Here is a 23,396-nt window from a genome sequence, read left to right as displayed (position 1 = left end):
CGACCGGGTGGTGTCTCTCTTCAGGTTTGGCAAACGCAGTCCGGAGCAGCCGGAGGCGATTTGCAGATGGGCACCGATGGGTGCCCGAGAGGTCAGGACATAAAATCTCCGAAGTGGACTGAGGGGCCCATACCACACCCTGCTGCCAGAGGAAAAGACTTGTGCTGTCTCAGATCGACTGCATCGGTGAGCGGCGTTTTTCCCGGTAGAGCTTGTCCAGCCGCAAGGTCACGATGGCGAACACCACCCAGCTGGTATGAAAGACAAGACCTGCAAGCATGACGGTCCATCCGGGGATCGGCCCTATCGCCGCCCGTTGGAACACGTCGGCAAGGCTGGTCAGTGGGACGGGGTGTATCGCCAGCTTGCCGTAGTAGGCGACAGCCTGGATCGCCAGGATCCAGGAATAGTTGCTGCGCAAGCGCCGTCCTGCCGCCCTGACCAGCGAGATATGATAATGCGGCATCTCATAGTCGTCGGAGAGCATCGTTGCCCAGCTTCCGCGCATGGGCACTTTGCCTCCGGCGAGGATAGGCGCGTAAAAGTCCGTTTCCATCAGCCGAGCCCGCGCCCGAAACATGTTGTAGTAGCGGTAGCGGCGAGCTTCGAAGATCAGGAAAACAGTTACCAGCAGCCCCACCAGCACCATGGGCAAGGGTGAGGCTTCCTTGTTGGAGAATGTCGCGGACAGGGCGATGCCGGTGGTGACGACGGCCCAGTTGGTGGTGTTGTCGAGGCGGGTGCGCCAATGGGTGCTGCGAAACACCTCCGCGCGGTAAAGGTGGGCAAGCGCGGTGAGCGTGCCGGACTCCATGTCCTGCTTGGGCCAGTCCTGTTCCTGATCCTTCTGAGACATATTCCGTTCCTAAACGGACTTCCTTTTAAAACAGAGTAATGCAGTTTCCCGCTATTGCCAGAGGCGCAAAATTGACCATGGCGAAGCCGGGGCAGGGGGCGCGCTGCCAATCTGACAAAGTGCCGCGCAGGCAGCCGCAAAACGAGGTTCCCTTTCCTGTTCGTGTGACCTAAAGTTCGTTTTTGAATTCAGTATTTTTCTTCGAAGACGCTGCATTTCCTCTTAAGAAACATCAATAGAACAGGCATTTTGATGAGCAAGTTTTCTCTTTTTGTCGTGCTGACAGCACTTGTTTTGTCGCCCAATTTCGCTTTCGCCTCACCGGACGTCGATTTCCCGCAGAATGGGGCATCCTACGGCGGCAAGGTTCGCAGTGGTCCTGGTATGCAATACGGGCAAAGCGGCAGTCTCCGTCAGGGAGATGCCATTTTGATCCTGAACGGTACCGGGGTCATGATGAATGGATACGAGTGGTTCCAGGTCAGGTATCGCAATGGACAGACGGGCTATCACTGGGGCGGGCTGTTCTGCTCGGAGCGCCCATACCCGGGGATATACGAGGTCTGCGGAGGCCGGCCTCAGGTCCAGAACCCGGTTCCGCAGCAACCTGGCGGTCAACTGTCGGCAGCTCCTGGTGTGAATGGCCAGAATGTTGGTGTCGTCCGGCATTCTGGCGGCAGTTTCACAAACGTTGGAAACGGCCAGTGGCAGGAAGCGGACGTCTACGGCACCGTGAATTTCCATTTTCAGGAATTCGGCCGGGACGACTGGTCGGTGTATTTACACGATGCTTCAAGAAATGTGACGCTGCAGCTGGATCTGCATCGGCGCATGATCCTTTATGCGCAGGGAAATGGTCCGCGGTCGGACCTTTACCAGATCACCGATGCCTTTCCGGCGCGCAACTATCAACCGGCAGCAGCTGGCAATGTGGCGCAGCCGGCCGCTGGTGACTCAATCACGGTGCAATACACGTGCACCGAAGGATTGCCTTTGACCGCCACCTACGTGCAAAGCGGCAACGGCCACCTGATCTATACCATTGACGGTCACACGCCGAGACGGCTCGAGCAGGTCGTCTCAGGGTCAGGCGCGCGTTATACGGACGGTCAGTACACGGTTCACAGCAAGGGACGTCAGCTCTTGCTCCAGTCGCCTTCGGGCATCGATAACTGTTACGAAAATCAGTAACAGGTTGATCCAGCGGCGCTGATAACGCCGCTGGATCGGTCCGTCATTTCTTCTTGTTCATCGCTGCGGCAAGTGCCGCGGCCAAGGCGTTGTTGCCGCTGTCTCCGCCGGAGGACTTCGGCGCGCCGCCACCACGGGGGCCATTTCCGCGCGGGCTGTTACCGTCGCCGGGTCCCTTGCCGCCGGGGCCTCTGCCTCCCGGACCGTTCCGGTTCTGGCCGCCCCTTTCCTGACCACCGCGCTCACGCTGGCCCTGGTAATCTGCCTGGGACTTCATGGTCATGGAGATGCGCTTGCGTGGAACATCCACTTCCAGGACCGTTACCTTGACGATGTCACCGGCCTTCACGACCTTGTGCGGATCATCGACGAAACGGTCCGCCAATTGGGAGACATGCACCAGCCCGTCCTGATGAACACCAACATCGACGAAGGCGCCGAAGTTGGTGACGTTGGTGACCGTGCCTTCCAGCTTCATGCCCGGTTTCAGGTCGGAAATTTCCTCGACACCGTCCTGAAGGGTGGCGGTCTTGAATTCCGGGCGCGGGTCACGGCCCGGCTTTTCCAGTTCCGACAGGATGTCCTTCACGGTTGGAAGGCCGAATTTTTCGTCGGTGAATTCTGACGGCTCGAGGCCTTTCAGCAGTGAGGCGTCGCCCATGATCTGGCGCACGTCGCGGCCGCAGGCCTTCACGATCCGTTTTGCCAACGGATAGGCTTCCGGGTGGACGGAGGAGGCGTCGAGCGGTTCCTTGCCTTCGTTGATGCGCAGAAAGCCTGCGCAGAGTTCAAAAGCCTTAGCGCCGAGGCGCGGGACTTCCTTGAGCTGGGTGCGACTGTCGAAGCGGCCGATGGCTTCACGGTGTTCGACGACCGCCTTTGCCAGACTGTCCGACAGGCCGGAAATGCGCGACAGCAGGGCGGGAGAGGCGGTGTTGAGATCAACGCCGACGGCGTTCACCGCGTCTTCGACAACCGCATCCAGCGCACGGGCCAGCTTGGTCTGGTTGACGTCGTGCTGGTACTGGCCGACGCCGATGGACTTCGGTTCGATCTTGACCAGTTCGGCAAGCGGGTCCTGCAGGCGGCGAGCGATGGAGGCCGCGCCGCGCAGGGAAACGTCGACATCCGGCATTTCCTTCGCCGCCAGTTCCGAGGCCGAATAGACCGAAGCGCCGGCCTCGTTGACGATGACCTTTACCGGGCGCTGGGCGGCGGGGATGTCGGCAAGAACATCGCCCGCCAGCTTGTCTGTTTCACGGCTGGCCGTGCCGTTGCCGATGGCGATCAGGCCGACCTTGTGTTTCGCGATCAAGGCGAGGAGAGCGGCGCGGGAGCCGGAGACATCATTGCGCGGCTGGAACGGATAGATGGTCGCGGTTTCGACAAGCTTGCCCGTTGCATCGACAACGGCAACCTTCACGCCTGTCCGGATGCCGGGATCGAGGCCGAGTGTGGTTCTGGAACCGGCGGGCGCTGCCAGCAGCAGATCCTTGAGGTTGCGGGCAAAAACCTGGATGGCTTCTTCTTCCGCCTTGTCACGCAGGACACCCATCAGGTCGAGTTCCAGGTGCAGGGCAAGCTTCACCTTCCAGGCGAAACGCGCAGCTTCCATAAGCCACTTGTCGCCAGGACGACCCCGGTCGGCGATGCCATAGGTGTCAGCAACCATCTTTACGGCGGGCAGGACAGGGGAGACGTCGTCAGCATCAACCGTCAGGTCGACAGACAGGATGCCTTCGTTGCGACCACGGAACAACGCAAGGGCACGGTGGCTCGGGATCTTGGACCATTGTTCGGAATAGTCGAAATAATCGGCGAATTTCGCTCCTTTTTCTGCCATGCCGTCGATGAGTTTCGATTGAACGACGCCACGTTCCTCGACATGGCGGCGCAGGCGGCCGACCAGCTCGGCGTTTTCGGCAAAGCGTTCCATCAGGATCTGGCGAGCGCCGTCAAGCGCCGCCTTGGTGTCGGCAACGCCCTTGCCTTCATCCACGTAAGCGGCCGCTTCGGCCTCGGGGTCTCGGGTGGGATCACCCAGAAGAGTGTCGGCCAGCGGTTCCAGGCCGGCTTCGCGGGCAATCTGTGCCTTGGTACGACGCTTCTTCTTGAACGGCAGATAGATGTCCTCAAGTTGGGACTTTGTATCGGCTGCCTGAATGCTGGCAACAAGATCGTCTGTGAGCTTGCCCTGCTCTTCGATTGATTTGGTTATGGCGACGCGGCGGTCTTCCATTTCACGCAGATAAATCAGTCGCTCTTCGAGCTTGCGCAGCTGGGTGTCGTCAAGCCCACCGGTGGCTTCCTTCCGGTAGCGGGCGATGAACGGCACCGTCGAACCTTCGTCCAGCATCTGGACGGCCGAATTCACCTGGCCGGCCTTGCAACCGATTTCATCCGCGATCCTCTGTGCGATGCGCAGGGCGGTCTGGGCGGACAGGTCGGCCTTGGGAGTGGACGTGGTCGGGTCGGTCATCGATACGCTTGCCATTTACGAAGGGTACTTTCCGTCGAGAAAAATCTGAGCCGCAGACGATAAGCCCCCTCAATCGGGCGGAAAAGGGACCGATGAGCTCCGTCCACTGTGAAATACCTAAAGATTGCCGGATCGGGCGCGCCGGATTGAAACGAGCTGAGCCCAATGGCGAACCAATTTCACCGCAGGCAGTGCAGTGAAATTGTTTTGGTATGCACTTTTAGGTTGAATGGTGGGTAGTTCCTGTACGAATTGCAATAAATTGCGTATTCTGCGTTGAAAACGAGCAGCTATTCTTTCAACAAGATGTCGTGGTCGGTTGGTGGTGCGCATGGTGGGCAAGGGCGCACATCCTGCCGAGGTTCAAGGTTCCCGAGCTTTAATAACCGGATCACACGGTTTGTTATGAGGAGTGCAGACCGATGGCGCGCGGACGGCCAAGAAAAATCGATACCAAAGACGCTCTTCACTCCGTGATGATCGCCTTTTGGCAGAACGGCTATACCGGCACATCCATGAGCGATCTTGCCGATGCGTCAGGCATGGCCAAACCGGGCCTTTATGCCGCGTTCGGCGACAAGGAAGCACTGTTCGAAAAGGCGCTTCTGCATTATTTCGAAACCTATGGCGGGCCGGTTTTTGCCAGGTTGAAACGGGCTGAAAAACACGTTGTCCAGGACTTCCGGGATTTTCTCAGTGCCGTCGCGGACCTGACGCTGGACAAGGAAACGCCGGCTGGATGTTTTCTCGTCAATGCCCTTGTCGACTGCACATATGGCGCTCAGCGGCATCAGGAAGTCGTGCTGAACCTGAGGGCTGCACGGTTCAAGGCCATCAGGGATCGCCTTTTAAAGGCGGTTGCCGCGGGGGAGATGTCTGAAGATACCGACGTGGACCGGACGGCAACCTTCATCGACGGACAGTTTTCGGCAATTGCCCTGCTCGGGCGCAGTGGCAGCAGCGAGAACGACCTCAGAACCTTTATCGAGACCGGTCTTCAGGCACTTCCTGCCAGCAATGATCTGCAGGAGATTTCCGAAGCCGCGTTCAACTCGCCTATCTTACGACAGTGATCTGCTCGGCGGCGCGGGTGACTGCGGTATAAAGCCAGCGGCTCTTGTGCTCGCGGAATGCCCAGCTTTCATCGAACAGGACAACGTTGTCCCATTGCGAGCCCTGGGCCTTGTGGACGGTCAGCGCATAGCCGTAGTCGAATTCGTCCGCCTTGCGCCGGATGGCATAGGGAATGCTTTCCGCGCCATCCTCGAACATGGCCGGCAACACCTTCACCTTGACGGCGTTTCTCGAGAGCTCGTCCTCGGACACGACATCGAAGCGCAACGTGTTGCCACGTGGGGGTCGCAGGCGCTTGACCGTCCAAAGACCGCCGTTCAAAAGCCCCTTGGTCTTGTCGTTCCTAAGGCACACCAGCTTGTCGCCGACCGCTGGCATGGGAGTGGAGAAATCCTTCAACTCGCGAATGCGGGCGTTGTAGAGCCTGCGCGTCTTGTTGGTGCCGACCAGCACCTGATCGGCGGCAAGGATCTGGTCCTTGTCGATGTCGCGCCGGTGGATCACCCGGCTTTCGCCGAATGTGCCGTAGTCGAGCTGGCCACCGTCGCGAATGGTCATCGACATGCGCACGATCGGATTGTCCTGCGCCTGCCGGTGAACCTCGGTCAGCATCACGTCGGGTTCTGCTTCGGTGAAAAAGCCACCGCCCTTGACCGGAGGCAGCTGTGCCGGGTCACCCAGCACCAGAACGGGCGTGCCGAAGGACAGAAGGTCCTTGCCCAGGTCTTCGTCCACCATGGAGCATTCGTCGATGACGATCAGGCTCGCGGTCGAAGCCTGGCTGTCCCGCTTGATGGCAAACTGCGGGCCGCTGTCGTCATCATCGTCGTCAAGGTCGTCTTCTTCCTTGGCCGAACGGGGGCGGTAGATCAGCGAATGGATCGTGCCCGCATCCTCGCAGCCTTTCTGGCGCAGCACATGCGCAGCCTTGCCGGTGAAAGCGCCAAAACAGACGTCGCCGTCGATGCCTTCCGCCAGATGGCGGGCAAGCGTTGTCTTGCCCGTGCCCGCAAAGCCGAACAGGCGGAACACCTGCCTGTCGCCGCGCTTTAGCCAGGCAGCGGCTTCTTTCAGGGCTTCATCTTGTTGCGGGGACCATGCCACGGAATGCTCCTTCAGGATCAGAACCGGTTGCTTACCCCGAAACGGGCGATTCGACCACGGCGGAATTGGGGGGCTTGAGGCCGTTATGTTCAGGCGCGCGCACCGGGCGTTCGTCCAGCGAAGCCAGACAGGAGCCGTTTCCAATCCACACGCCAGCCTCAGACCTTGCCGTTGTTCCGACCCCAGCCGCAGCCGTAGACCCAGACTCAGCCCCAACCCAGCCCTGGCCCCAACCTCCCCCTCATCCTGAGGAGGGCCGAAGGCCTGTCTCGAAGGATGGGCAGCACACTCAGGAGCAAGTGGCCCTTCCTTCGAGACGCGCACTTTCGTGTGCTCCTCAGGATGAGGGGGAGGGTTGGGGATCGCTCCTACGATTTCGGCTCAGAAGAACAGAAGCTTGAGTGAAATTACCCGAGCACCGAGAACGAGCTTTCCTTCGTCAACTCGCGCTTGCGGGAGAACGTCGCCGTGTTGAGCGTGTGGGGGACATGCTCCAGCTTGAATTGCAATGGCGTTGCGTCATGATCGTTGCCAGCTTCGCAGTAACCGATCAGATCTGTCATCAAACGTCCGGCAACGGTTGCGTTCTTGAACTGGTTGCCGCTGGTTCCGATGGCCAGGTAGTAGCCATCGACATTGGTGCGGTCGTAAATCGGAAGCCAGTCGTCCGTCGCATCATAGAGCGCCGCAACCCCCACAGGGTGTTGGGAAACGCCCAACTCGGGTACTCGTTGAGAGTAGCGGTAGGCATAGGTGAGACCGCGGTCGGTCAGGTCCATGGCGAAATCGTCGGGATCTTCCACGAGATGCGGGTCGCAGGCAGGGTTCTGGCTGCCGATCATCAACTGGCCGCCGCCACCCGGCTTGACGTAGACGGAGATGTCGTTGTCTGAAACGACCAGACCTTCGCGGGAATAATTCAGACTTTGGGGCGGGGCGATCTGAACCACTTCCTGGCGCAGCGGGCGGTGGCCGATCTTCAGTCCGGTCTCACCTTCCAGGAGCGCGTTCACCTTGCCGGAATGCGGGCCGGCGACATTGATGACGATGGCTGCCGGGATATGTTCGCCGTTCTCAGTGAGAACACCGGTGACACGGTTGTTCTCTACCGGAATCTTGACAATCCTGGTCTTGAAACGGAACTGCGCCCCAAGCCTGGCTGCCGCATCCTTCAGGTTGCGGGCGGCGATTTGCGGATCGTCGACGTAGCCACCTGCCGGGAAGAAGACACCGCCCTGAAGCGCGCCACCGGTCGGCATGCCGAAGTCGTCGTCATCCATGGTTTTCGCCGGGGCGAAACAGTCCAGGTTGTAGCCGGGGAGTTCCTGTGTGATGCGGTCAGCCGACCAGTGTTCATAAGGAATGCCGAGGGCGTCGGCATGTTCCAGAACATGCTTCTGGTAGTTGTCGGATGCTGTCTTCATCACCAAGGTGCCGGTCTCGATGAAATGCGCCAGTTCCCCGGTGTCTTCCGTTTCCAGATAGGCCTGCCAGTTCTTCCAGTCGTGATAGCCTTCAAGGGCCATCGCCGTGCCGTCGCGCGTGGAATAATAGGTGCGGATCACCGCCGCGGAGCTGGAGGTGGAGCCATAGCCGGCTGCCGGCAGGGCGTCGACGTTCAGTGTCTTGTAGCCCTTGCGTGTCATGGACAGTGCGATGGCGCAACCGATGATGCCTGCGCCGATGATAATCACGTCATGGCGGTTCGGCGTTTCGTTTGATGTTGGCATGGCTGTCCTTCCTTCGGCGTTTCGCCCAGAACAGAGGACAGCCCCTTTTTTGTCTAGCGGCAAAACCGCCACTTGATGTTCCGATCCAGTCATATCGTTTGTCGGAAAGGCTGCAGATGCAGTTAAAAATCATCATCTGTTTACAAATAAAACCATCATGATGAGTTTGCTAAATATCGTGGAATTTGTTCTCAAGTCTCAAATTGTCCTGAAGATGGCCTGCGCGCATAGTCAAGCCAGTTCATGTCGGTTTACGCCGATTTTTCAAACATTTGGAGACTTCCTTGCCGCGCGCGAAATTCTGCGAGTGGCCGACATTGGCCCTGATTCTGGCCACCTCGTCGGCTTGGTTTTTGTTGATAGGGTTCTATTCCGAGCTTGGACCTTTCGTGGTCTGCCCCCTGGCGGCGATCCTGGTGACACTGCAATCCTCACTACAACACGAGGTACTTCATGGTCACCCCACGCGCAGTCCCGCACTCAACGAAGCCCTGGTCTACTGCTCGTTCGGCCTGTGCGTGCCGTATCGCCGCTTCAAGTCTCTTCACCTGCGCCATCATAACAACGACCGGCTGACGGATCCCTATGACGATCCGGAAAGCTACTATCTGGCCTGGGCAGACTGGCAGAGCCTTCCTCGTCCGATACAAATGATCCTGACGATCAACAACACCCTATTGGGCCGGCTGCTGATCGGGCCGGTGGTCTCGATGGTCGGTTTCGTGGGAGCCGAAATCCGGATGATGCTTGCGGGGGACAAGGTCGTCATGCGCGCCTGGGCACATCATGTTGCCGGTGTGGTGCCGCTTGTCCTGTTTGTCACTCTGGTCGGCGGCATGCCGTTCTGGCTGTATGTTCTCGGCGTCGCCTATCCGGGCATGAGCCTGTTGATGCTGCGCACCTATGCGGAGCACCGTGCGCATGAACATGCGGAAGCGCGGTCGATCATCGTCGAGTTCTGCCCGGTGTTCTCGCTTCTGTTTCTGAACAATAACCTCCATGTCGTTCATCACGCCAATCCGCGGGCACCCTGGTATCATCTTCCGAAGATCTACCGCGCTGCCCGCTCGGAATGGCAGGAGCGGAACGGCGGCTATGTCTTTGCGAGCTATTTCCAGTTGGCCAGGCACTATTTTTTCAAGGTGAAGGAGCCCGTTGTGCACCCGATCAAATACAATGAGACCAGCGGTTTTTCTGCCGCGGAAAAGGCGGTGTCTTGACCGGTGGATCTTTTCTAGCTGTCCGGCTGCCGATGTACGACTGGCCGGAGGTACGTCATGCCACTCGGGAACTTGAAAGCGCGCTCCAGGGCGCGCTTTGCCGCGTTCTGGGACTGAGTGAAAGCGATATTCGGCCATGGCAGGATGGGCAAGATCTGGCAGAGGCCTGGACGGACCCGGATCTCCTCTTGTCGCAAACCTGCGGATACCCCCTGACCCATGCGCTCGCAGGCAAGGTCCGGCTCGTGGGGACGCCTCACTACGACGCGGAAGGGTGCGATGGTCCACGATATTGCAGTCAGCTGATCGTCAAGCGTGACAGCTCCCACCAAAACCTGGAGGGCCTGCACGGTCACCGGGCGGTTTTCAACGGATCGGACAGCCAGTCAGGCATGAATACTTTCCGTCACGCGGTGGCGCAGCTTGATACTGAAGGGGCTTTCTTTTCGGACGTCATTGTGAGCGGGAGTCACTTGGCGTCCGTGAAGGCCGTTGCGGAGGGCAAGGCCGACATCGCTTCCATCGATGCAGTCTGCTGGGCACTGGTCTGCCGGGAAATACCGGAGCTGGCGGCGCAAGTCCGGCCGCTTGCCCGCACAGCATCTGCGCCCGGGTTGCCTCTGATCACTTCCCGCCGTTTCAGCGATGCGGAACACGCTCTTATCAGTGAGGCCGTTGCCGAGGTGATTTCAGCGCCTGAAACGCAACAAAGCCGTGAACGCCTTGGCATTCACGGCTTTTCGAAACTGTCTTCCGACGATTACGCGGTCATCTTGAAGATGGAAGCCGAGGCGGCAGAGCGCGGGTATCCCGTGCTGGCCTGACGCTGGTTTCGCACTCTCTGGAAAATTGTCAGATTGCCGGCTTCAGGCCGGCAATCGGCAGTCCTCCAGGTCGTCAGATCAGCGTTTCTTGGACTTCTGAGCTTCGCGCTGACGCAGGGCCTGGTTCATACGAGCCAGCTCTGCCGTGGTGTGTCCGCTGACGACACCCATGAGGTTGGTGCCGAGGGCTTGTGCAAGATAGGTCATGGCGTTGCCAATCCTGAGCGTATTCGATTGTTACAAGAAAGTGCGGTCCACTGCTTAAACGCGAGGCCGCTTGCCTGCTATATGGGCAGAACTTGCAGTTCAATCAATCGAATAGTATTCATCTATTCGTTCAAAAAAATTGAACTGAACTTCCGGGAAATCTGGACCATGCAAAAGTTGCCCGGCACCGGCATGCCGCTGATCGATCTGGATCTTTACAGGACCTTTTTGGTGATCGCGGAAACCTCAAGTTTTTCAAAAGCTTCCGAGCTTGTTGGGCGAACGCCGTCAGCAGTTTCAATGCAGATCAAAAAACTTGAATCGATCCTCGGGGTTTCGGTATTCGCCCGGGAAGGGCGCACTGTACGTATGACTACGGAAGGCGAAGCTTTGCTTGGATATGCGCGGCGTATCCTGATGCTGAACGAGGAAGCTGTTTCGCTGTTCCTGTCTCCTGAAGTGGAAGGCGAAGTCCGCTTCGGAGCGCCGTCCGATTTCGGCACCAGGTTCCTGCCCAACATTCTTTCACGCTTTGCACGCTCTCATCCTGGTGTGAATGTGGACGTGCATCTCGATGGCAGTCCGATGCTGGACGAGAAAGTGAAGAAGGGGGAGCTGGACCTTGCGCTCTTTACCGCCCGTCCAGGTACCGCACTGGCGCGGGGAGGCACAATCGTCTTCACCGAGCCGCTGGTCTGGGTAGGACTGGAAGGTGGTATCGCCTATGAGCGCGATCCGTTGCCGCTTGCCGTTTCCACGCCCGGGTGCCCCTGGCGCAGAGCTGCGCGGGTTGCGCTGGACGATGCCCAGAAGCCTTACCGCGTTTCCTACACCAGCTTTCACAGTGCCGGCCAGGAAGCCGCACTTCTGGCGGACCTTGCCGTGGCTCCCTTTCCGGCGAGTGTGGTCGAGGCGCCCCTGATGGCTCTGGACGAACGGCATGGCCTGCCGGAAATCGGCGACTATCACATTCTCATGGCCGAGCGGGCCCATGCGGGCAAAGCCACTCATGCGTTCGCCAAGCATGTTGCCGAAAGCTTCAAGGACCTCAGCCACGGCGTCTCGGTCTGAAGTCAGTCTGTCGCGTTAACCATAATTTCCGTTTCACGGGACAAACCCGCAGGACCTCTGGCGCAAAAGTTAACGAGCGGTTACGATTCATGGTAAATGAAGCGTTAACAGCGAGACGTGTCATGAATTCCATCTGCAAAACCCTGCTGGCCGCAGCCGGCATGAGCATCGCCCTTGGAGCCGCAGCGCAGGCCGAAAGCGGCACGACGCGCATTGTCCACGACGAACCTTATGGTGCCATCGTGACCAAGGAAGCCGGTGTGCTGGTGTTCCGCGGCCTGCCACCGACCCGCAAGGTAATCGTCAATCCGGACGGCAAGACGCCGCTGGAACTGAAGCAGACCGAAGTGACCGAGACCAACGTGATGGTTTTTGCCGATCAAAGCGATTACGTGCGCGCCCTCGGCCCGAAGATCATCCGGTTGAAGTAAAGTCCGAGAACCGGTCTGCAGGCGTGTTCTGATAAGCCGACTGGTTTCTGCCATCGGTTTGCTTAGGTCGCATTATTATCTGCCAGTCCCCACCAAACTCCTCATCCGGAGGAGGGCTGAAAGCCCGTCTCTAAGGATGGGCCACTTGTGTTGGCGTTTGTCGCCCATCCTTCGAGACGGCGCTTCGCACCTCCTCAGGATGAGGGGGGAGAAGTTCGGGATGAGGGGAGCGGAAAGCGGAGTTCAGCAAAGGCGAAGAATCGGGGTGTTCCGGATGGAGTGACTGCGCAGGTCTCTGAAACGATCTGTCGCTCTGCGCTCTGCGCTCTTCGGAACTCGGCAGGTATCCTCAGTGCTGGAACGCTCTTGTCCGCTCAACTGTCCTCGTCTTCCCTGCCTTTTCGTGCCGACCCCACCTCCGGTAAATCCTAATCGTTCCCTACACCAACCCCTCATCCTGAGGAGGGCCGGAGGCCCGTCTCGAAGGATGGGCCGCTTGTTCCCGAGTATGCTGCCCATCCTTCGAGACGGCGCTTTGCGCCTCCTCAGGATGAGGTTGAGGGGAGGGGAGCCCGGGAGGATAGGGGGAGGTGGAGTTCAGGAGGGGGAGGCGGTCGTCGGGGTGTTGGTCCGACGACCGGATGCATTTACATGCGCATGCGTTCGGCTTTCGGGTCGAACAGCGGTTCGCTGATGATGGTGGCCTTGCGGCGCTCGCCGAGGATTTCGATCTCGAAGGCGCCTTCCTGCGTGTTCGTTGCCAGTTCCGAGGGAATATACCCTTGTGCGAGGGATTTCCGCAGGTAGTGGGCGTAGCCGCCGGAAGTCACCCAGCCGATCACCTTGCCATCGTGCCACACGGGCTCATCGCCCATGACGTCGGCGTCCGACGCGTCGACCACGAAGCTGACACGCAGGCGCTTCGGGCCTTCATCGAATTCTTTCTGAGCCGCCTCCTTGCCGATGAAGGTGTCCTTGGACAGCTTCACGAACCGGCCGAGATCGGCTTCGAATGCGCCGTAGATCGGGCGGAATTCGCGGAACCAGGTGCCGAAGTTCTTTTCCAGTCGCAGGCAGAGCAGGGCGCGCATGCCGAAGTTGACGATGTTGAACTCGGCTCCGGCCTTCATCAGCGCATCATAGACCCGACGCTGGTACTCCGGCGCCATCCAGATCTCGTAGCCAAGGTCGCCCGTGTAGGTGATGCGGTTGACCTTGCAGGGGGCGTTGGCAACGTCCATTTCGCGGAAGTCCATGAACCGGAAGGCCTCGCCCGAGACATCGTCTCCGGTGATCTTCTCCAGAACCTTGCGCGAATTGGGACCGGCGATGGAGAGGCCAACCCAGCCGAGGTTGATTGCGCGGATCGTCACCGAGCCGTCCTCTGGCAGGTGCTTCTCGAACCAGCGCATGTGATAGATCTCGGCCTGAGACGAGCCCCACATGTAGAACTTCTGGTCGCTGGCCCGGGCGATGGTGAAATCGCCGATCAGTTTGCCGTTCTCGTTCAGCATCGGCGTCAGGATGATGCGGCCGACCTTCGGCATTGTGTTGGTCATCAATAGCGACAGGAAGCTTTCCGCGCCTGGCCCAGTGATCTCGTATTTGGCGAAGTTGGCCGTCTCCGTCACGCCCACGCTCTCGCGCACAGCCCGGCACTCGGCGCCGATGTGCTCAAAATCGTTGGAGCGGTGGTAGGAGACGATGTCCCTGGCTTCCACGCCTTCCGGAGCGAACCAGAGCGGTGTTTCCAGGCCCCAGCTGTCGCCCATGACGGCGCCTTGCGCCAGCATGCGGTCGTAAAGCGGGGTTGTCTGCTGCGGGCGGGCGGCCGGAAGTTCCTCGTTGGGGAAACGGATCCGGAACCGGCGACGGTAATTTTCCTGTACCTTGGCATTGGTATAGGAGAGCGTTGCCCAGGTGCCGTAGCGGGCAACATCCATGCCCCAGATGTCGTAACCAGGATCGCCGTTGATCATCCAGTTGGCGAGCGTCAGGCCGACACCGCCGCCCTGGCTGAACCCGGCCATGACGCCGCAGGCAACCCAGTAGTTGCGAAGACCGCGAACCGGGCCGACCAGCGGGTTGCCGTCCGGCGCGAAGGTGAAAGGCCCGTTGATGATCTGCTTGATACCGGCATTCTGCAGGGCGGGGAAATGCTCGAAGCCGACTTCCAGCTCCGGCGCGATCCGGTCGAGATCCGGCGCCAGCAGTTCGTGGCCGAAATCCCAGGGGGTCTGGCGCGGGCTCCACGGGCGGCAGTTCTGCTCGTAGGTGCCGAGCAGTACGCCCTTGCCTTCCTGACGGGTGTAGATCTCACCGCCGAAGTCCAGAACGCCGATCAGTTCCTTGCCGGTGGCTTCGTTGTGTGATGTCACTTCCTCCATCTCGTCGGTCAGGAGGTACATGTGCTCCATGGCGAGCACCGGCAGTTCGATGCCGACCATGCGTCCGCATTCGCGTGCCCACAGGCCACCGGCGTTGACCACGTGTTCGGCGTGGATCGTGCCCTTGTTGGTGATGACATCCCAGGTGCCGTCGGGCGTTTGAACCAGTTCTTCCACCTTGGTGTGGCGCAGGACTGTCGCGCCGTTGACGCGGGCCGCCTTGGCATAGGCATGGGTGGTGCCGGAGGGGTCGAGATGGCCTTCAATCGGGTCCCAGAGCGCGCCGATGAAGTGTTTCTCGTCCAGAAGCGGGAACATCTTCTTGGCTTCGGAGACCGAGATCAGCTCCAGGTCCATGCCGAGATAGCGCCCCTTGGCCTGGGCAAGACGCAGGAAATCCATCCGCTCGGGCGTATCGGCCAGCATGACGCCGCCGGTCAGGTGCAGGCTGCAGGACTGACCGGAAATTTCTTCCAGTTCCTTGTAGAGGTCGACGGTGTAACTTTGCAGCTGGGCTACGTTCGGATCGCCGTTCAGAGTGTGGAAGCCGCCTGCTGCGTGCCAGGAGGAGCCGGATGTCAGTTCGTCGCGCTCGATCAGCGTGACGTCTTTCCAGCCGAGCTTGGTCAGGTGATACAGAACGCTGCAGCCGACAACGCCACCGCCAATGACAACAACCTGAGTGTGGGTATTCATGCAATCTGCTCCGGAAGCGCCTGCTCTTGCGCGGCAGGCCGTGTTCGAACGTGAAACGTGAAAAGATCAGAAGTCGGTCGGGGCGCCGCCCTCGGCCTTTCGCCTCTCGACAAAGGCGATGATTTCCTCGTCGATGGCCGGATCAAGCGGGGGCTGCTCATAGGCTTCCAGAGCCTTCTTGTAGAGCATGTTCGCCTTGTCATAGGCGGTCGGGCTGCCTGCTTCCGACCAGCTTTCGTAATTGCGCCAGTCGGAAACGATGGGCGCGTAGAAAGCGTCCTTGTAACGGTCCTGGGTGTGCTGGGTGCCGAAGAAGTGGCCCGCCGGTCCGACCTCGCGGATCGCATCGACGGCAAGGGCTGCCTCTGACACATCAAGCGGCGTCAGGTATTCGGCGATCTTCTGGAGCAGATCGATGTCGGTGATGAATTTCTCGAAACCGGCACTCAGTCCGCCTTCCAGCCAACCGGCGGCATGCTTGATGATATGGGCCCCGCCGTTGATCGCGCCCCATTCCGACAAGGTGGTTTCCAGCGCTGCCTGATAGTCGACCGTGTTGGCCGCGCAAACGCCTGACGACCTGTAGGGAAGATGATAGCGCCGGGCGAGCTGGCCGCCGACGATTGCTGCCTTCATGTATTCCGGCGTGCCGAAGGCTGGCGCGCCGGATTTCATGTCGACGTTGGACGTGAAGCCGCCATAGACCACCGGCACACCCGGGCGGACAAGCTGGGCGAAGGCGATCCCGGCAAGGGCTTCCGCGTTCTGCAGGGTCAGCGCGCCGGCAACGGTGACCGGAGCCATGGCACCGGCAAGAGTGAAAGGCGTGACAATGGAAACCTGTCCGGCCTTGGCCATTTCGATCAGGCCTTGCAGCATTGGCGTGTCGAGCCTCAGCGGCGAGGACGTGTTGATGACCGTTGCCACGCACGGCGTTTCGACGAATTCTTCCGGGGTAAGGCCGTAGCCGATCCGGGTCAGTTCCAGACCGTCTAGGTTGCGCTCCTTGCCGAGCGAATAGATGTGATAGACCTTGTCGGTGAGCCGGAGCATGTCTGCAACGCAGTCGAGATGGCGCACGGAAGCGTGGATATCGACCGGTTCGACCGGGTAGCCCATGACGCAGTGAATGATGTTGAAGAACTGCGACAGTTTCAGGAAGTTGCGATAGTCCTCCTGGTTGCCCGGGCGGCGGCCGTGGTCGCGGTCGACGGCATTGGGCGCGCTGGCCACACAGGAAAAGGCAAGGGCATTGCCGCCCACCTGCAGATCATGCGCCCGGTTGCGCGCACGGATCGTGAATTCGGCCGGGGCCTTGGCGACAAGCTCTTCCACCATCGCCCGGTCCATGCGTACACGGTCTTCACCCGGCTTGATGTCGGCCCCGGCATCCTTCAGGATCTGCTTTGCTTCCTCGTGCAGGAAGTCGATGCCGATCTCTTCCAGAACGCGCATGGATGCGTCGTGGATCGCTTCAAGTTCGTCAGCGGAAACGGCTTCCAACGGCTTGAAGATATGCCGCGGCTGCTTGAAGGGTTTTTGCGGAAAGAGATCCGGACCGGTCTTCTCGCCGCCCCTGCGCCGCCGTCCGCGCCGCGCGGGAGCCGTCTCGGCAAGCGAGGCCGTTTCGATGTCATGCGTCATGTCGTCCGCCACTATTCCTGAAAGCCGGACCTGATGCCCTGGAAAGGCTTGGGCGCGGCCCGGTCTGCACCATTTCATCAGACGTTACTTGAGAGGGCACTTTCAGCGGGCAGTCTCAGAACGACGGCCAGTGCTTCAACTCCGACATCCGGCACCGTGTCCTCGATCCAGCCGTGATCTCGCCCATCGGGGGGCTTGACGGAAAGGGACTTCAAAGCGATCAGAACAAGGAGACTTTTCGTGGGGACCCCTGGTGCGCGTGTTGCTGTCGGATTCGGAACTGCTGGCTTTTCTGAAAACGCTCCTGCCGGTGAAGGACTGGTCAGTTGCGCGGCTGCGGCCGTTGCCGGTCGCCTATACCGCCCGGTTCTGGCGGCTGGACACGCCGGGCAGAAGCTTTGTCATCAAGGAGTTCTTCCCCGAAAATGAAGACAACCCTCTGTATCCGACCTTGCCGAGGCAGGAAGCGGACGCCCTTGCCGTACTAGCCCGCCATGGCCTGTCGCCGGAGCTTGAAGCTTTCACCTACAGTCCGGCGAAAACACCGCTGTTGATCTATGGCTATCCGACCCCGGTCGACAACGAGATCGATGTCGGAGAAGCCGCCGAGCTGATCGGTCGCTTTGCCGCCTTGAGCGAACCTGTACCGGGACACCAGACCGTTCCGGCCGGATATCACGAGGTGCTGGCGCGGGGCGATGCCATGCTGGCGCTCATTCCGCATAGTCGCAAGGCGGCGAACCTGAAGCGGTCGCGTCCGGCCGATGGCGCCGTCAAAAGACGCGAGATCAAGCGTTCGCTCGTTCATCGCAGTTTCTGTCTCGGCACGATCCAGGCAACCGGCGATGGTGCCCGGCTGATCGATTGGCAATTCGCCGGGCTTGGTGACCCGGTCGAGGATATCGCCTGTTTCGTCTCGCCCGGTCTTGCAACGCTCTATGGCCTTCATCCGCTTGTCGCCCATGCGGAGGAAATGTTTCTGACGCGCTATCCTGACCAGGAGACAGTCGAGCATTTTCTGAAGGAGCGCGGCGCCTATCACTGGTGCCTTGCAGCCTATTGCCTGTTCCGCCACGAAACACTGATGCATTCCAACGCCCCGGCGGCCAGGGCCTATGGCCGCGCGCTGGAAGAGGAAGTCGATCTGCTGCTGCGTTTGCGGGGCCGATGAGGGGCGTTTGCAGCAGTTGTAATCAATCTGTCATGGGAGAAGGCTAACGGGAGGCATGTCCATCCAGCTTGCTTCCGTTTCCAAGTCCTTCGATGCCCATAAGGCGCTGAACAGCGTGTCCCTTTCGATTGAGGACGGCACGTTTTTCGTGGTGCTCGGCCCGTCCGGTTGCGGTAAGTCGACCCTGCTGCGCGCCATTGCCGGGCTGGAGCCGGTCGATGCGGGAGAGATCAAACTCAGTGGGCAGGCCGTTGCCGGCAAGGGCCTGCACCTGCCGCCCGAGCAGCGCCAGGTGGGAGTGGTGTTTCAGTCCTATGCGCTGTGGCCGCACATGAATGTTGCCGCCAATGTCGCCTTTCCGCTGGAGACGGCGGGTGAAACGCGGAGCGCGGTGACGGCCCGTGTGGCGGAGTGCCTGGAAACGGTGGCTCTGACACCGTTCCGGCAGCGCAAGCCGGCCGAACTTTCCGGTGGTCAACGCCAACGGGTGGCGCTGGCGCGGTGCCTGGCGCAGGGCGCGCGCACCGTCCTGATGGACGAGCCTCTCGCCAATCTCGATCCGCATCTGCGCAGCACGATGGAAGAAGAGCTGGCGGCATTCCACAGGGCGAGCGGCGCGACGACGCTTTTCATTACCCACGACCAGCGCGAAGCGATGGCTCTTGCCGACAAGGTGGCGGTGATGTGGGATGGCAGCATCCTGCAGGCGGACGATCCCGACACGCTTTACCGCCGTCCGAATTCGAAGAAGGTCGCCGGTTTCATCGGCCGCAGCACCCTCGTTCCGGTGGATGTGCTGCGAGTTGAAAACGGCGAGGCGCAAGTGCGCTTCGGCAATGTCATCGCGGTCGTCGATTGTCCAGACCAAACAGGTTCGGGCCCAGCAACGTTGTTGCTCAGGCCGGAACATCTGGTGCTCGCAACGGGCACTTCCGGCTTCGAGGCAACGGTCGAACGGACGATCTACCGGGGTGGCTATTGGGAAGTCTTCGTCCGTCTCGAAGGCCTTTCGCAGCCGCTTCTCATGGTGCTTCACCGAAAGGCGGAACCTGGCGAGCTCCTGCAGCTCGATATCCTGCGCGGATGGGTGTTGCCGGAGTGAGTTTTGTTCCTTGTTGTCACCCGGGGTAAAGCGCAGCGCAGACCCGGGATGACAAGAGCTTCGACTATCCCTCAACCCTTCCAGGGGATCGTCCCGGCCGGAACCCTGCGGGCCAGTGCATTCATTGTCAGCATGATCAAAATCGTTGCGGCGACGACCACAACCGACATGGCGGCGGCAAGCGTAGTGTAGCCGCCGTCTTCGTAGTTGAAGATTGTCGTGCCGATGGTCTCGTTGCCGGTCGACCAGAGCAGGGCGGAGACCGTGACCTCGTTGTAAGCGGTCAGGAACACCAGGATTGCACCGGAGGCAGCCGCGGGAGCTGCGAGCGGGGTGAAGATCCTTGTCATGCGCCGGTAGAATCCGGCGCCAGCCACCCGAGCCGCATCTTCCAATGAACCATCCATTTGCAGGAAGGCGGCGGCAACCGGTTTCAGGCCCACCGCCAGGAAAACGGAGACATAGGCAATCAGGATTATCCAGAGGGTGCCGTAGAGCGAGATGTTCAAAAGCGGCAGGGGGCGGATGAACGCCAGGATGAAGGCGATCGACATCACCAGGCCGGGCACGGCAAAGGCGATTTCGGACTGTGTGAGCGCAAGGCTCGCCCAGGTTCTGTGAGCTGGCTTCCGATGGGCAAGGAAATAGGCCAGGAACAGGCTGATGACAGCAATGACAAGTGCGGCAACCCCGGCAACGAGAGTTGAGTTGGCGAAGGCCCTGACCGTGACGGACTGGCGCCAGAGCACCTCGGTGAAGTTTTCGAGTGTCAGGGTTTCCGCAGACAGCGGCAGGCCGTAAGTGCGGACCAGCGAGGTCGCCAGCAACGAGGTTGCCGGCAACAGCAGCACGAAGGCGACGAACAGCCAGAGAGTGGCTTCCACAAAGGGACGCTTGCGGCCAAGGGAGATCGCCAGAGGGTCTTGCGGCAGACCGATGAGGCTGGTGCGCAGGCGCCGCTGGAGCACACCTTGCAGCAGGATCGCTGCAAGGGCGACAACGGCCAGGATAACCGAAATGACCGCCACGTTTGGCAGGACATCCGGACCGAAGCTCGCCAGTCTCCGCCAGACCAGAACGGGCAACGTGGTGTAGCGTGCCGGAATGCCGATCAGGGCATTGATGCCGAAGTTGCCAAGTGCGGCAACGAAGGCGAGCGCAAAACCGGCCAGCAGGGATGGCGCGAGCAATGGCAAGGTGATCCTGCGCAACATCAAGAGGCTTCCGGAGCCGGAAACGCGGGCTGCGTCTGAGAGTTCGCGCGGAAACGACCTCAACGCGGCACGGACAAGCAGGAACACCAGCGGGCTGTGCTGCAGGGTCAGCAGCAGGACGAGGCCTTCACGGGAGTAGAGAGGGTGGGTGGAGCCGAGTTCCGGAGCCAGCCCAAGCCAGCGCAACACCGGACTGCCCGGGCCGAGCGCCTGTATCCAGGCAATAGCCGTTACATGCGGCGGGATCATCATCGGCAGCAGGATCAGGAAGACCAGCAGGCCCTTGGCGCGAATATCGGTGAGGCCGATCAGGAGTGCGAGCAGGGTGCCGAGTGCGGTTGCTGCCAGTGCCGACAAGAAACTGCTCTCAACGGAATGCCATAGCGCGCTTCGGACCGACCGGCTCTGCACGGCTTCCGTCAACGGGCCAAGGTCGAGACCGCCGTCACCCGTCAGTCCGGTCTTGAACAACAGCAGCAGCGGCAGCCCGCAGATCAGCGTTGCGCCGAGAACAAGCGCGAGAAGGGTGGTCTTTTCGGAAAGCTTCGATAGCTGCACAGGGATTTGCCGTTGCTTCTCGCAGTCATTCCGGACAAGTGAGGCGTAGCCGAGCGATGATCCGGAATCCAGACATGTTTCGCGCCGGAGGCGCGGCCAAATTCCAAATGGTACAGTATTCGCTTTGCTCATGCTGATGTCTGGCTTCCGGATCAGCATGCAGCAACGCCGCATTTGTCCGGATTGACGGGGGAACGGAAAAAAGCAGCGAGGCTTCCGCCACGCTGCCCGTTGTCGAAAGGAGGCGTTGGCCTTACCCGCCGAAGATCTCGGAGAATTTCATCTTGTCGGCCTGGTCCCGTTCCAGGGCCTTGGCCGGATCGAAATCCATGAGCTTGATCTGGTCGCGAGCGGGGAAGCCCTCCGGAGCCGGGACGCCCGGGTGCGCCGGCAGATAGCCCTGGGAAGCGGCAAGCTTCTGACCGTCTTCGGAAATCAGGAAGTCGACAAATGCCTTGGCGGCATCCGGGTTCTGGGCAGTGGAGAGGATCGCAACCGGCTCGGTGACGGCGGAGACGCCTTCTTCCGGGAAGACGAACTCAACCGGTGCGCCTTTTACCTTTTCGCGGATCGGCAGGAAGTCGACGACGAAGCCGTAGAGTTTCTCGCCACCGGCAATCGCCTTGTAGACGCCGCCATTGCCGCCCTGCGGGTTGGCGCCCTGGTCTGCGAGGCCTTCGTAGTAGGCCCAGCCAAGCTCCGGGTTGGAGGTCAGCGCAGTCATGTGGATGGTCGCGGCGCCGGACGTCAGCGGCGATGGCATTGCCAGCTTGTCCTTTGCTTCCGGCTTCAGGAGATCCTTGTAGGACGTCGGCTTCATCGGCGCGTTGGTGTTGTACATGATGCCGGTGGTGATCAGCTTGGTGGAGAAGTAGCTCTTGTCCTTGTCCATGATCGCCGGATCGTAGGCGGAAACGTCGGCCGCCTCATGCGCCATCAGACGACCTTCCTGCTTCAGGCTCTCCATGGTCACCATGTCGGCGATCAGCAGTACGTCCGGCTTCGGCGCACCGGCTTCGAATTCGGCCAGCAGCTTCGCCATGATCTTGGTGGTGCCGTCACGGACCCACTCGACTTCAACGCCCGGATGGGCCGCGGTGAAGGCATCGACGGTTGCCTGGGCGTCGGCGTTCGGCTGGGAGGTGTAGAGCACGAGCTTGCCGGTAACATCGTCGGCGTAAGCGGAGGCGGATGCCGCGGCCAGGAGGCCGGCTGCGATCAGAAGCTTTTTCATGTGACAGATCCTTTGCACAGAGCAGCAAAAGGGTTGCGGATGAAAATCGCCTATCAGCTCTACATGACAGTTTTATTCAGGCAGCGAGTCTTTTTACGAGTAATTTAGCCGGCTAAGTTTATTATGTGGGAGGCGTTTGCGGCAGCCGGCATCTCCTTTGGAGACCCCGGTGCCCCGTTGTTTTCGTGGTCAGACGTAACTTACGCAGGTGCCTTCCGAAACAAGATCCAGGCCTTGCGTCTTGCCGGCAAGCGCAGTCGGCAGGCTGGTGACGGGTTCAAGATAGAGCGCGTAAGTGGAGTGATGGATCGGCAGCACCTTGCCAGGCCGGAGCCTATCCACGAAATCGGCGGCATGATTAGCGCCCATGCTGATCTGCCCGAGAGGTCCTGAAGTGCCGACGCCGCCAAGATGTGGAATGAACACGTCCGGCGATCCGAAGCCCTTGAGCGCGTCGAGAACATTTGGCGTCGGGAAGGTATCACCGGTCCAATAGATCGACTTTGCCCAGTCGCCCTGGCGGATCTCCAGCCAGTAGCCATTACCTGGGCCAAGCAGCGAGGCAATCTCCGGGTTTTCCGAGTGTTCGGCAGGTAGTGCGGTCAGCGAGAGCGTGACGTCGCCCTTGGTGATCACGTGAGGTTTCATCCAGTCGGCCACCTGAACCTGCGTGAACCCCTTTGCGGTCAATCGCTCCCGGTCATGAGAGGGAACGAGGAATGGCATGTCCGGGGCAATTGCGCTTTCCGCCGTCTGGTCGAAATGATCTTCATGCAGGTGTGACAGCAGGACTTGATCCACCCTGGAAAGATTGACACCGCGAAACGGGGTCAGCCGTTTGTGTGCCACCACGTCGGGTCCCGTGGCGAGATCGAACATCTCGTTGGGATCACCCATGCGGAAAGCTTCCTCACCTTCGCCGAAGGCCGGATCGGTCAGGAGGGTGAGGTCCCCGCATTCGATCAGCATCGTTGCACCGCCGAGCCAGGTGATGTCGAGCCGGGGAGATCCTGTTGCGGTTCTTGCGGGAGCGGACGAAACACCGGTCAAGATTGCCGGAGCAGCCAGCGACATGGTGCCGGCTGACTTCAGAAAACTGCGCCGTTTCATGGGAATACCTCTTGGGACCGTTGATGGTGCGTTGTAGGTAGACCGCAGATATTGTTCGGTATAGATGTATAAAAATGAACAATCTGGCTGAAA

18 protein-coding genes are annotated in these 23,396 nt (G+C 60.1%); 8 read left to right on the top strand and 10 right to left on the bottom strand.

Annotated features, from left to right (window positions below; all coding sequences use genetic code 11):
* Positions 1 to 169: 169 nt before the first annotated feature.
* On the bottom strand, positions 170 to 856 hold the full coding sequence (locus HCG46_RS06805; protein WP_023003387.1) for a DUF2270 domain-containing protein: 687 nt from the start codon (positions 854 to 856) through the stop codon (positions 170 to 172).
* 252 nt (positions 857 to 1,108) lie between these two features.
* On the opposite strand from HCG46_RS06805, the gene HCG46_RS06800 reads away from it, so the two are divergent.
* Positions 1,109 to 2,047 (top strand): MliC family protein, encoded by a 939-nt coding sequence (locus HCG46_RS06800; RefSeq protein ID WP_168685319.1) that lies wholly within the window; start codon positions 1,109 to 1,111, stop codon positions 2,045 to 2,047.
* A gap of 43 nt (positions 2,048 to 2,090) precedes the next feature.
* Here the strand turns inward: HCG46_RS06800 and HCG46_RS06795 are convergent, their stop codons facing one another.
* Positions 2,091 to 4,541, bottom strand: a complete 2,451-nt coding sequence (locus tag HCG46_RS06795) for a Tex family protein (protein ID WP_168685317.1) — start codon at positions 4,539 to 4,541, stop codon at positions 2,091 to 2,093.
* 407 nt (positions 4,542 to 4,948) lie between these two features.
* On the opposite strand from HCG46_RS06795, the gene HCG46_RS06790 reads away from it, so the two are divergent.
* A complete protein-coding gene (locus tag HCG46_RS06790) occupies positions 4,949 to 5,599 on the top strand; it encodes a TetR/AcrR family transcriptional regulator (RefSeq protein WP_075284087.1) in 651 nt (216 codons plus the stop codon).
* On the opposite strand, the gene HCG46_RS06785 is transcribed toward HCG46_RS06790, so the two are convergent.
* Positions 5,583 to 6,704: an ATP-dependent RecD-like DNA helicase gene (locus HCG46_RS06785; protein ID WP_023003383.1), complete on the bottom strand. Its 1,122-nt coding sequence runs from the start codon at positions 6,702 to 6,704 to the stop codon at positions 5,583 to 5,585. The genes HCG46_RS06790 and HCG46_RS06785 overlap by 17 nt on opposite strands.
* Before the next feature lie 407 nt (positions 6,705 to 7,111).
* On the bottom strand, positions 7,112 to 8,434 hold the full coding sequence (locus tag HCG46_RS06780) for an FAD-dependent oxidoreductase (RefSeq protein WP_168685315.1): 1,323 nt from the start codon (positions 8,432 to 8,434) through the stop codon (positions 7,112 to 7,114).
* Between the two features lie 284 nt (positions 8,435 to 8,718).
* On the opposite strand from HCG46_RS06780, the gene HCG46_RS06775 reads away from it, so the two are divergent.
* Positions 8,719 to 9,654: a fatty acid desaturase gene (locus HCG46_RS06775; protein ID WP_168685313.1), complete on the top strand. Its 936-nt coding sequence runs from the start codon at positions 8,719 to 8,721 to the stop codon at positions 9,652 to 9,654.
* Positions 9,651 to 10,478: a PhnD/SsuA/transferrin family substrate-binding protein gene (locus tag HCG46_RS06770; protein WP_209009336.1), complete on the top strand. Its 828-nt coding sequence runs from the start codon at positions 9,651 to 9,653 to the stop codon at positions 10,476 to 10,478. Before HCG46_RS06775 ends, HCG46_RS06770 begins: the two co-directional genes overlap by 4 nt.
* Before the next feature lie 78 nt (positions 10,479 to 10,556).
* Here the strand turns inward: HCG46_RS06770 and HCG46_RS28540 are convergent, their stop codons facing one another.
* Positions 10,557 to 10,685, bottom strand: a complete 129-nt coding sequence (locus HCG46_RS28540) for a hypothetical protein (protein ID WP_267480514.1) — start codon at positions 10,683 to 10,685, stop codon at positions 10,557 to 10,559.
* A 168-nt stretch (positions 10,686 to 10,853) separates the two neighbouring features.
* On the opposite strand from HCG46_RS28540, the gene HCG46_RS06765 reads away from it, so the two are divergent.
* Positions 10,854 to 11,756, top strand: a complete 903-nt coding sequence (locus HCG46_RS06765) for a LysR substrate-binding domain-containing protein (protein WP_062487111.1) — start codon at positions 10,854 to 10,856, stop codon at positions 11,754 to 11,756.
* Between the two features lie 122 nt (positions 11,757 to 11,878).
* Complete coding sequence (locus tag HCG46_RS06760) at positions 11,879 to 12,187, top strand: hypothetical protein (RefSeq protein ID WP_062487112.1); 309 nt, start codon at positions 11,879 to 11,881, stop codon at positions 12,185 to 12,187.
* 647 nt (positions 12,188 to 12,834) lie between these two features.
* Here HCG46_RS06760 and HCG46_RS06755 read toward each other — a convergent pair.
* Together HCG46_RS06755 and HCG46_RS06750 are read right to left on the bottom strand one after the other, a co-directional pair.
* The gene (locus HCG46_RS06755; protein ID WP_168685311.1) at positions 12,835 to 15,270 is read right to left on the bottom strand and encodes an FAD-dependent oxidoreductase; all 2,436 of its coding nucleotides are present in this window, start codon (positions 15,268 to 15,270) and stop codon (positions 12,835 to 12,837) included.
* Between the two features lie 66 nt (positions 15,271 to 15,336).
* Positions 15,337 to 16,914 (bottom strand): trimethylamine methyltransferase family protein, encoded by a 1,578-nt coding sequence (locus tag HCG46_RS06750; RefSeq protein ID WP_168685309.1) that lies wholly within the window; start codon positions 16,912 to 16,914, stop codon positions 15,337 to 15,339.
* Between the two features lie 253 nt (positions 16,915 to 17,167).
* Here HCG46_RS06750 and HCG46_RS06745 point away from each other — a divergent pair, with 253 nt between their 5' ends.
* Positions 17,168 to 18,085, top strand: coding sequence for a phosphotransferase (locus HCG46_RS06745; protein ID WP_062491377.1), 918 nt, complete (start codon positions 17,168 to 17,170; stop codon positions 18,083 to 18,085).
* A gap of 55 nt (positions 18,086 to 18,140) precedes the next feature.
* A complete protein-coding gene (locus HCG46_RS06740; RefSeq protein ID WP_168685307.1) occupies positions 18,141 to 19,187 on the top strand; it encodes an ABC transporter ATP-binding protein in 1,047 nt (348 codons plus the stop codon).
* A 71-nt stretch (positions 19,188 to 19,258) separates the two neighbouring features.
* Here the strand turns inward: HCG46_RS06740 and HCG46_RS06735 are convergent, their stop codons facing one another.
* The 3 genes from HCG46_RS06735 to HCG46_RS06725 all read right to left on the bottom strand — a co-directional run bounded on the left by HCG46_RS06735 (position 19,259) and on the right by HCG46_RS06725 (position 23,303).
* Positions 19,259 to 20,959, bottom strand: a complete 1,701-nt coding sequence (locus HCG46_RS06735; protein WP_168685305.1) for an iron ABC transporter permease — start codon at positions 20,957 to 20,959, stop codon at positions 19,259 to 19,261.
* 253 nt (positions 20,960 to 21,212) lie between these two features.
* Positions 21,213 to 22,193 carry an ABC transporter substrate-binding protein gene (locus tag HCG46_RS06730; RefSeq protein ID WP_168685303.1) on the bottom strand — a complete coding sequence of 327 codons (981 nt, stop codon included), beginning with the start codon at positions 22,191 to 22,193 and terminating at the stop codon, positions 21,213 to 21,215.
* Between the two features lie 189 nt (positions 22,194 to 22,382).
* The gene (locus HCG46_RS06725; RefSeq protein WP_168685301.1) at positions 22,383 to 23,303 is read right to left on the bottom strand and encodes an MBL fold metallo-hydrolase; all 921 of its coding nucleotides are present in this window, start codon (positions 23,301 to 23,303) and stop codon (positions 22,383 to 22,385) included.
* Positions 23,304 to 23,396 lie beyond the last annotated feature (93 nt).

Origin of the sequence: Labrenzia sp. PO1, from assembly GCF_012273635.1 — a bacterium.
In the GTDB taxonomy this organism is placed as follows: Bacteria; Pseudomonadota; Alphaproteobacteria; order Rhizobiales; family Stappiaceae; genus Roseibium; species Roseibium algicola.
The sequence above is the reverse complement of the archived record's forward strand: the minus strand, read 5'-3'. Positions and strand labels throughout refer to the sequence as shown.

Excerpts from the sequence above, each read along its gene's own strand:
- HCG46_RS06805 (WP_023003387.1), bottom strand. The coding sequence starts at position 856 with ATGTCTCAGAAGGATCAGGAACAGGACTGGCCCAAGCAGGACATGGAG.
- HCG46_RS06800 (WP_168685319.1), top strand. The coding sequence starts at position 1,109 with ATGAGCAAGTTTTCTCTTTTTGTCGTGCTGACAGCACTTGTTTTGTCG.
- HCG46_RS06795 (WP_168685317.1), bottom strand. The coding sequence starts at position 4,541 with ATGGCAAGCGTATCGATGACCGACCCGACCACGTCCACTCCCAAGGCC.
- HCG46_RS06790 (WP_075284087.1), top strand. The coding sequence starts at position 4,949 with ATGGCGCGCGGACGGCCAAGAAAAATCGATACCAAAGACGCTCTTCAC.
- HCG46_RS06780 (WP_168685315.1), bottom strand. The coding sequence starts at position 8,434 with ATGCCAACATCAAACGAAACGCCGAACCGCCATGACGTGATTATCATC.
- HCG46_RS28540 (WP_267480514.1), bottom strand. The coding sequence starts at position 10,685 with ATGACCTATCTTGCACAAGCCCTCGGCACCAACCTCATGGGTGTCGTC.
- HCG46_RS06765 (WP_062487111.1), top strand. The coding sequence starts at position 10,854 with ATGCAAAAGTTGCCCGGCACCGGCATGCCGCTGATCGATCTGGATCTT.
- HCG46_RS06760 (WP_062487112.1), top strand. The coding sequence starts at position 11,879 with ATGAATTCCATCTGCAAAACCCTGCTGGCCGCAGCCGGCATGAGCATC.
- HCG46_RS06755 (WP_168685311.1), bottom strand. The coding sequence starts at position 15,270 with ATGAATACCCACACTCAGGTTGTTGTCATTGGCGGTGGCGTTGTCGGC.
- HCG46_RS06750 (WP_168685309.1), bottom strand. The coding sequence starts at position 16,914 with ATGACGCATGACATCGAAACGGCCTCGCTTGCCGAGACGGCTCCCGCG.
- HCG46_RS06740 (WP_168685307.1), top strand. The coding sequence starts at position 18,141 with ATGTCCATCCAGCTTGCTTCCGTTTCCAAGTCCTTCGATGCCCATAAG.
- HCG46_RS06730 (WP_168685303.1), bottom strand. The coding sequence starts at position 22,193 with ATGAAAAAGCTTCTGATCGCAGCCGGCCTCCTGGCCGCGGCATCCGCC.
- HCG46_RS06725 (WP_168685301.1), bottom strand. The coding sequence starts at position 23,303 with ATGAAACGGCGCAGTTTTCTGAAGTCAGCCGGCACCATGTCGCTGGCT.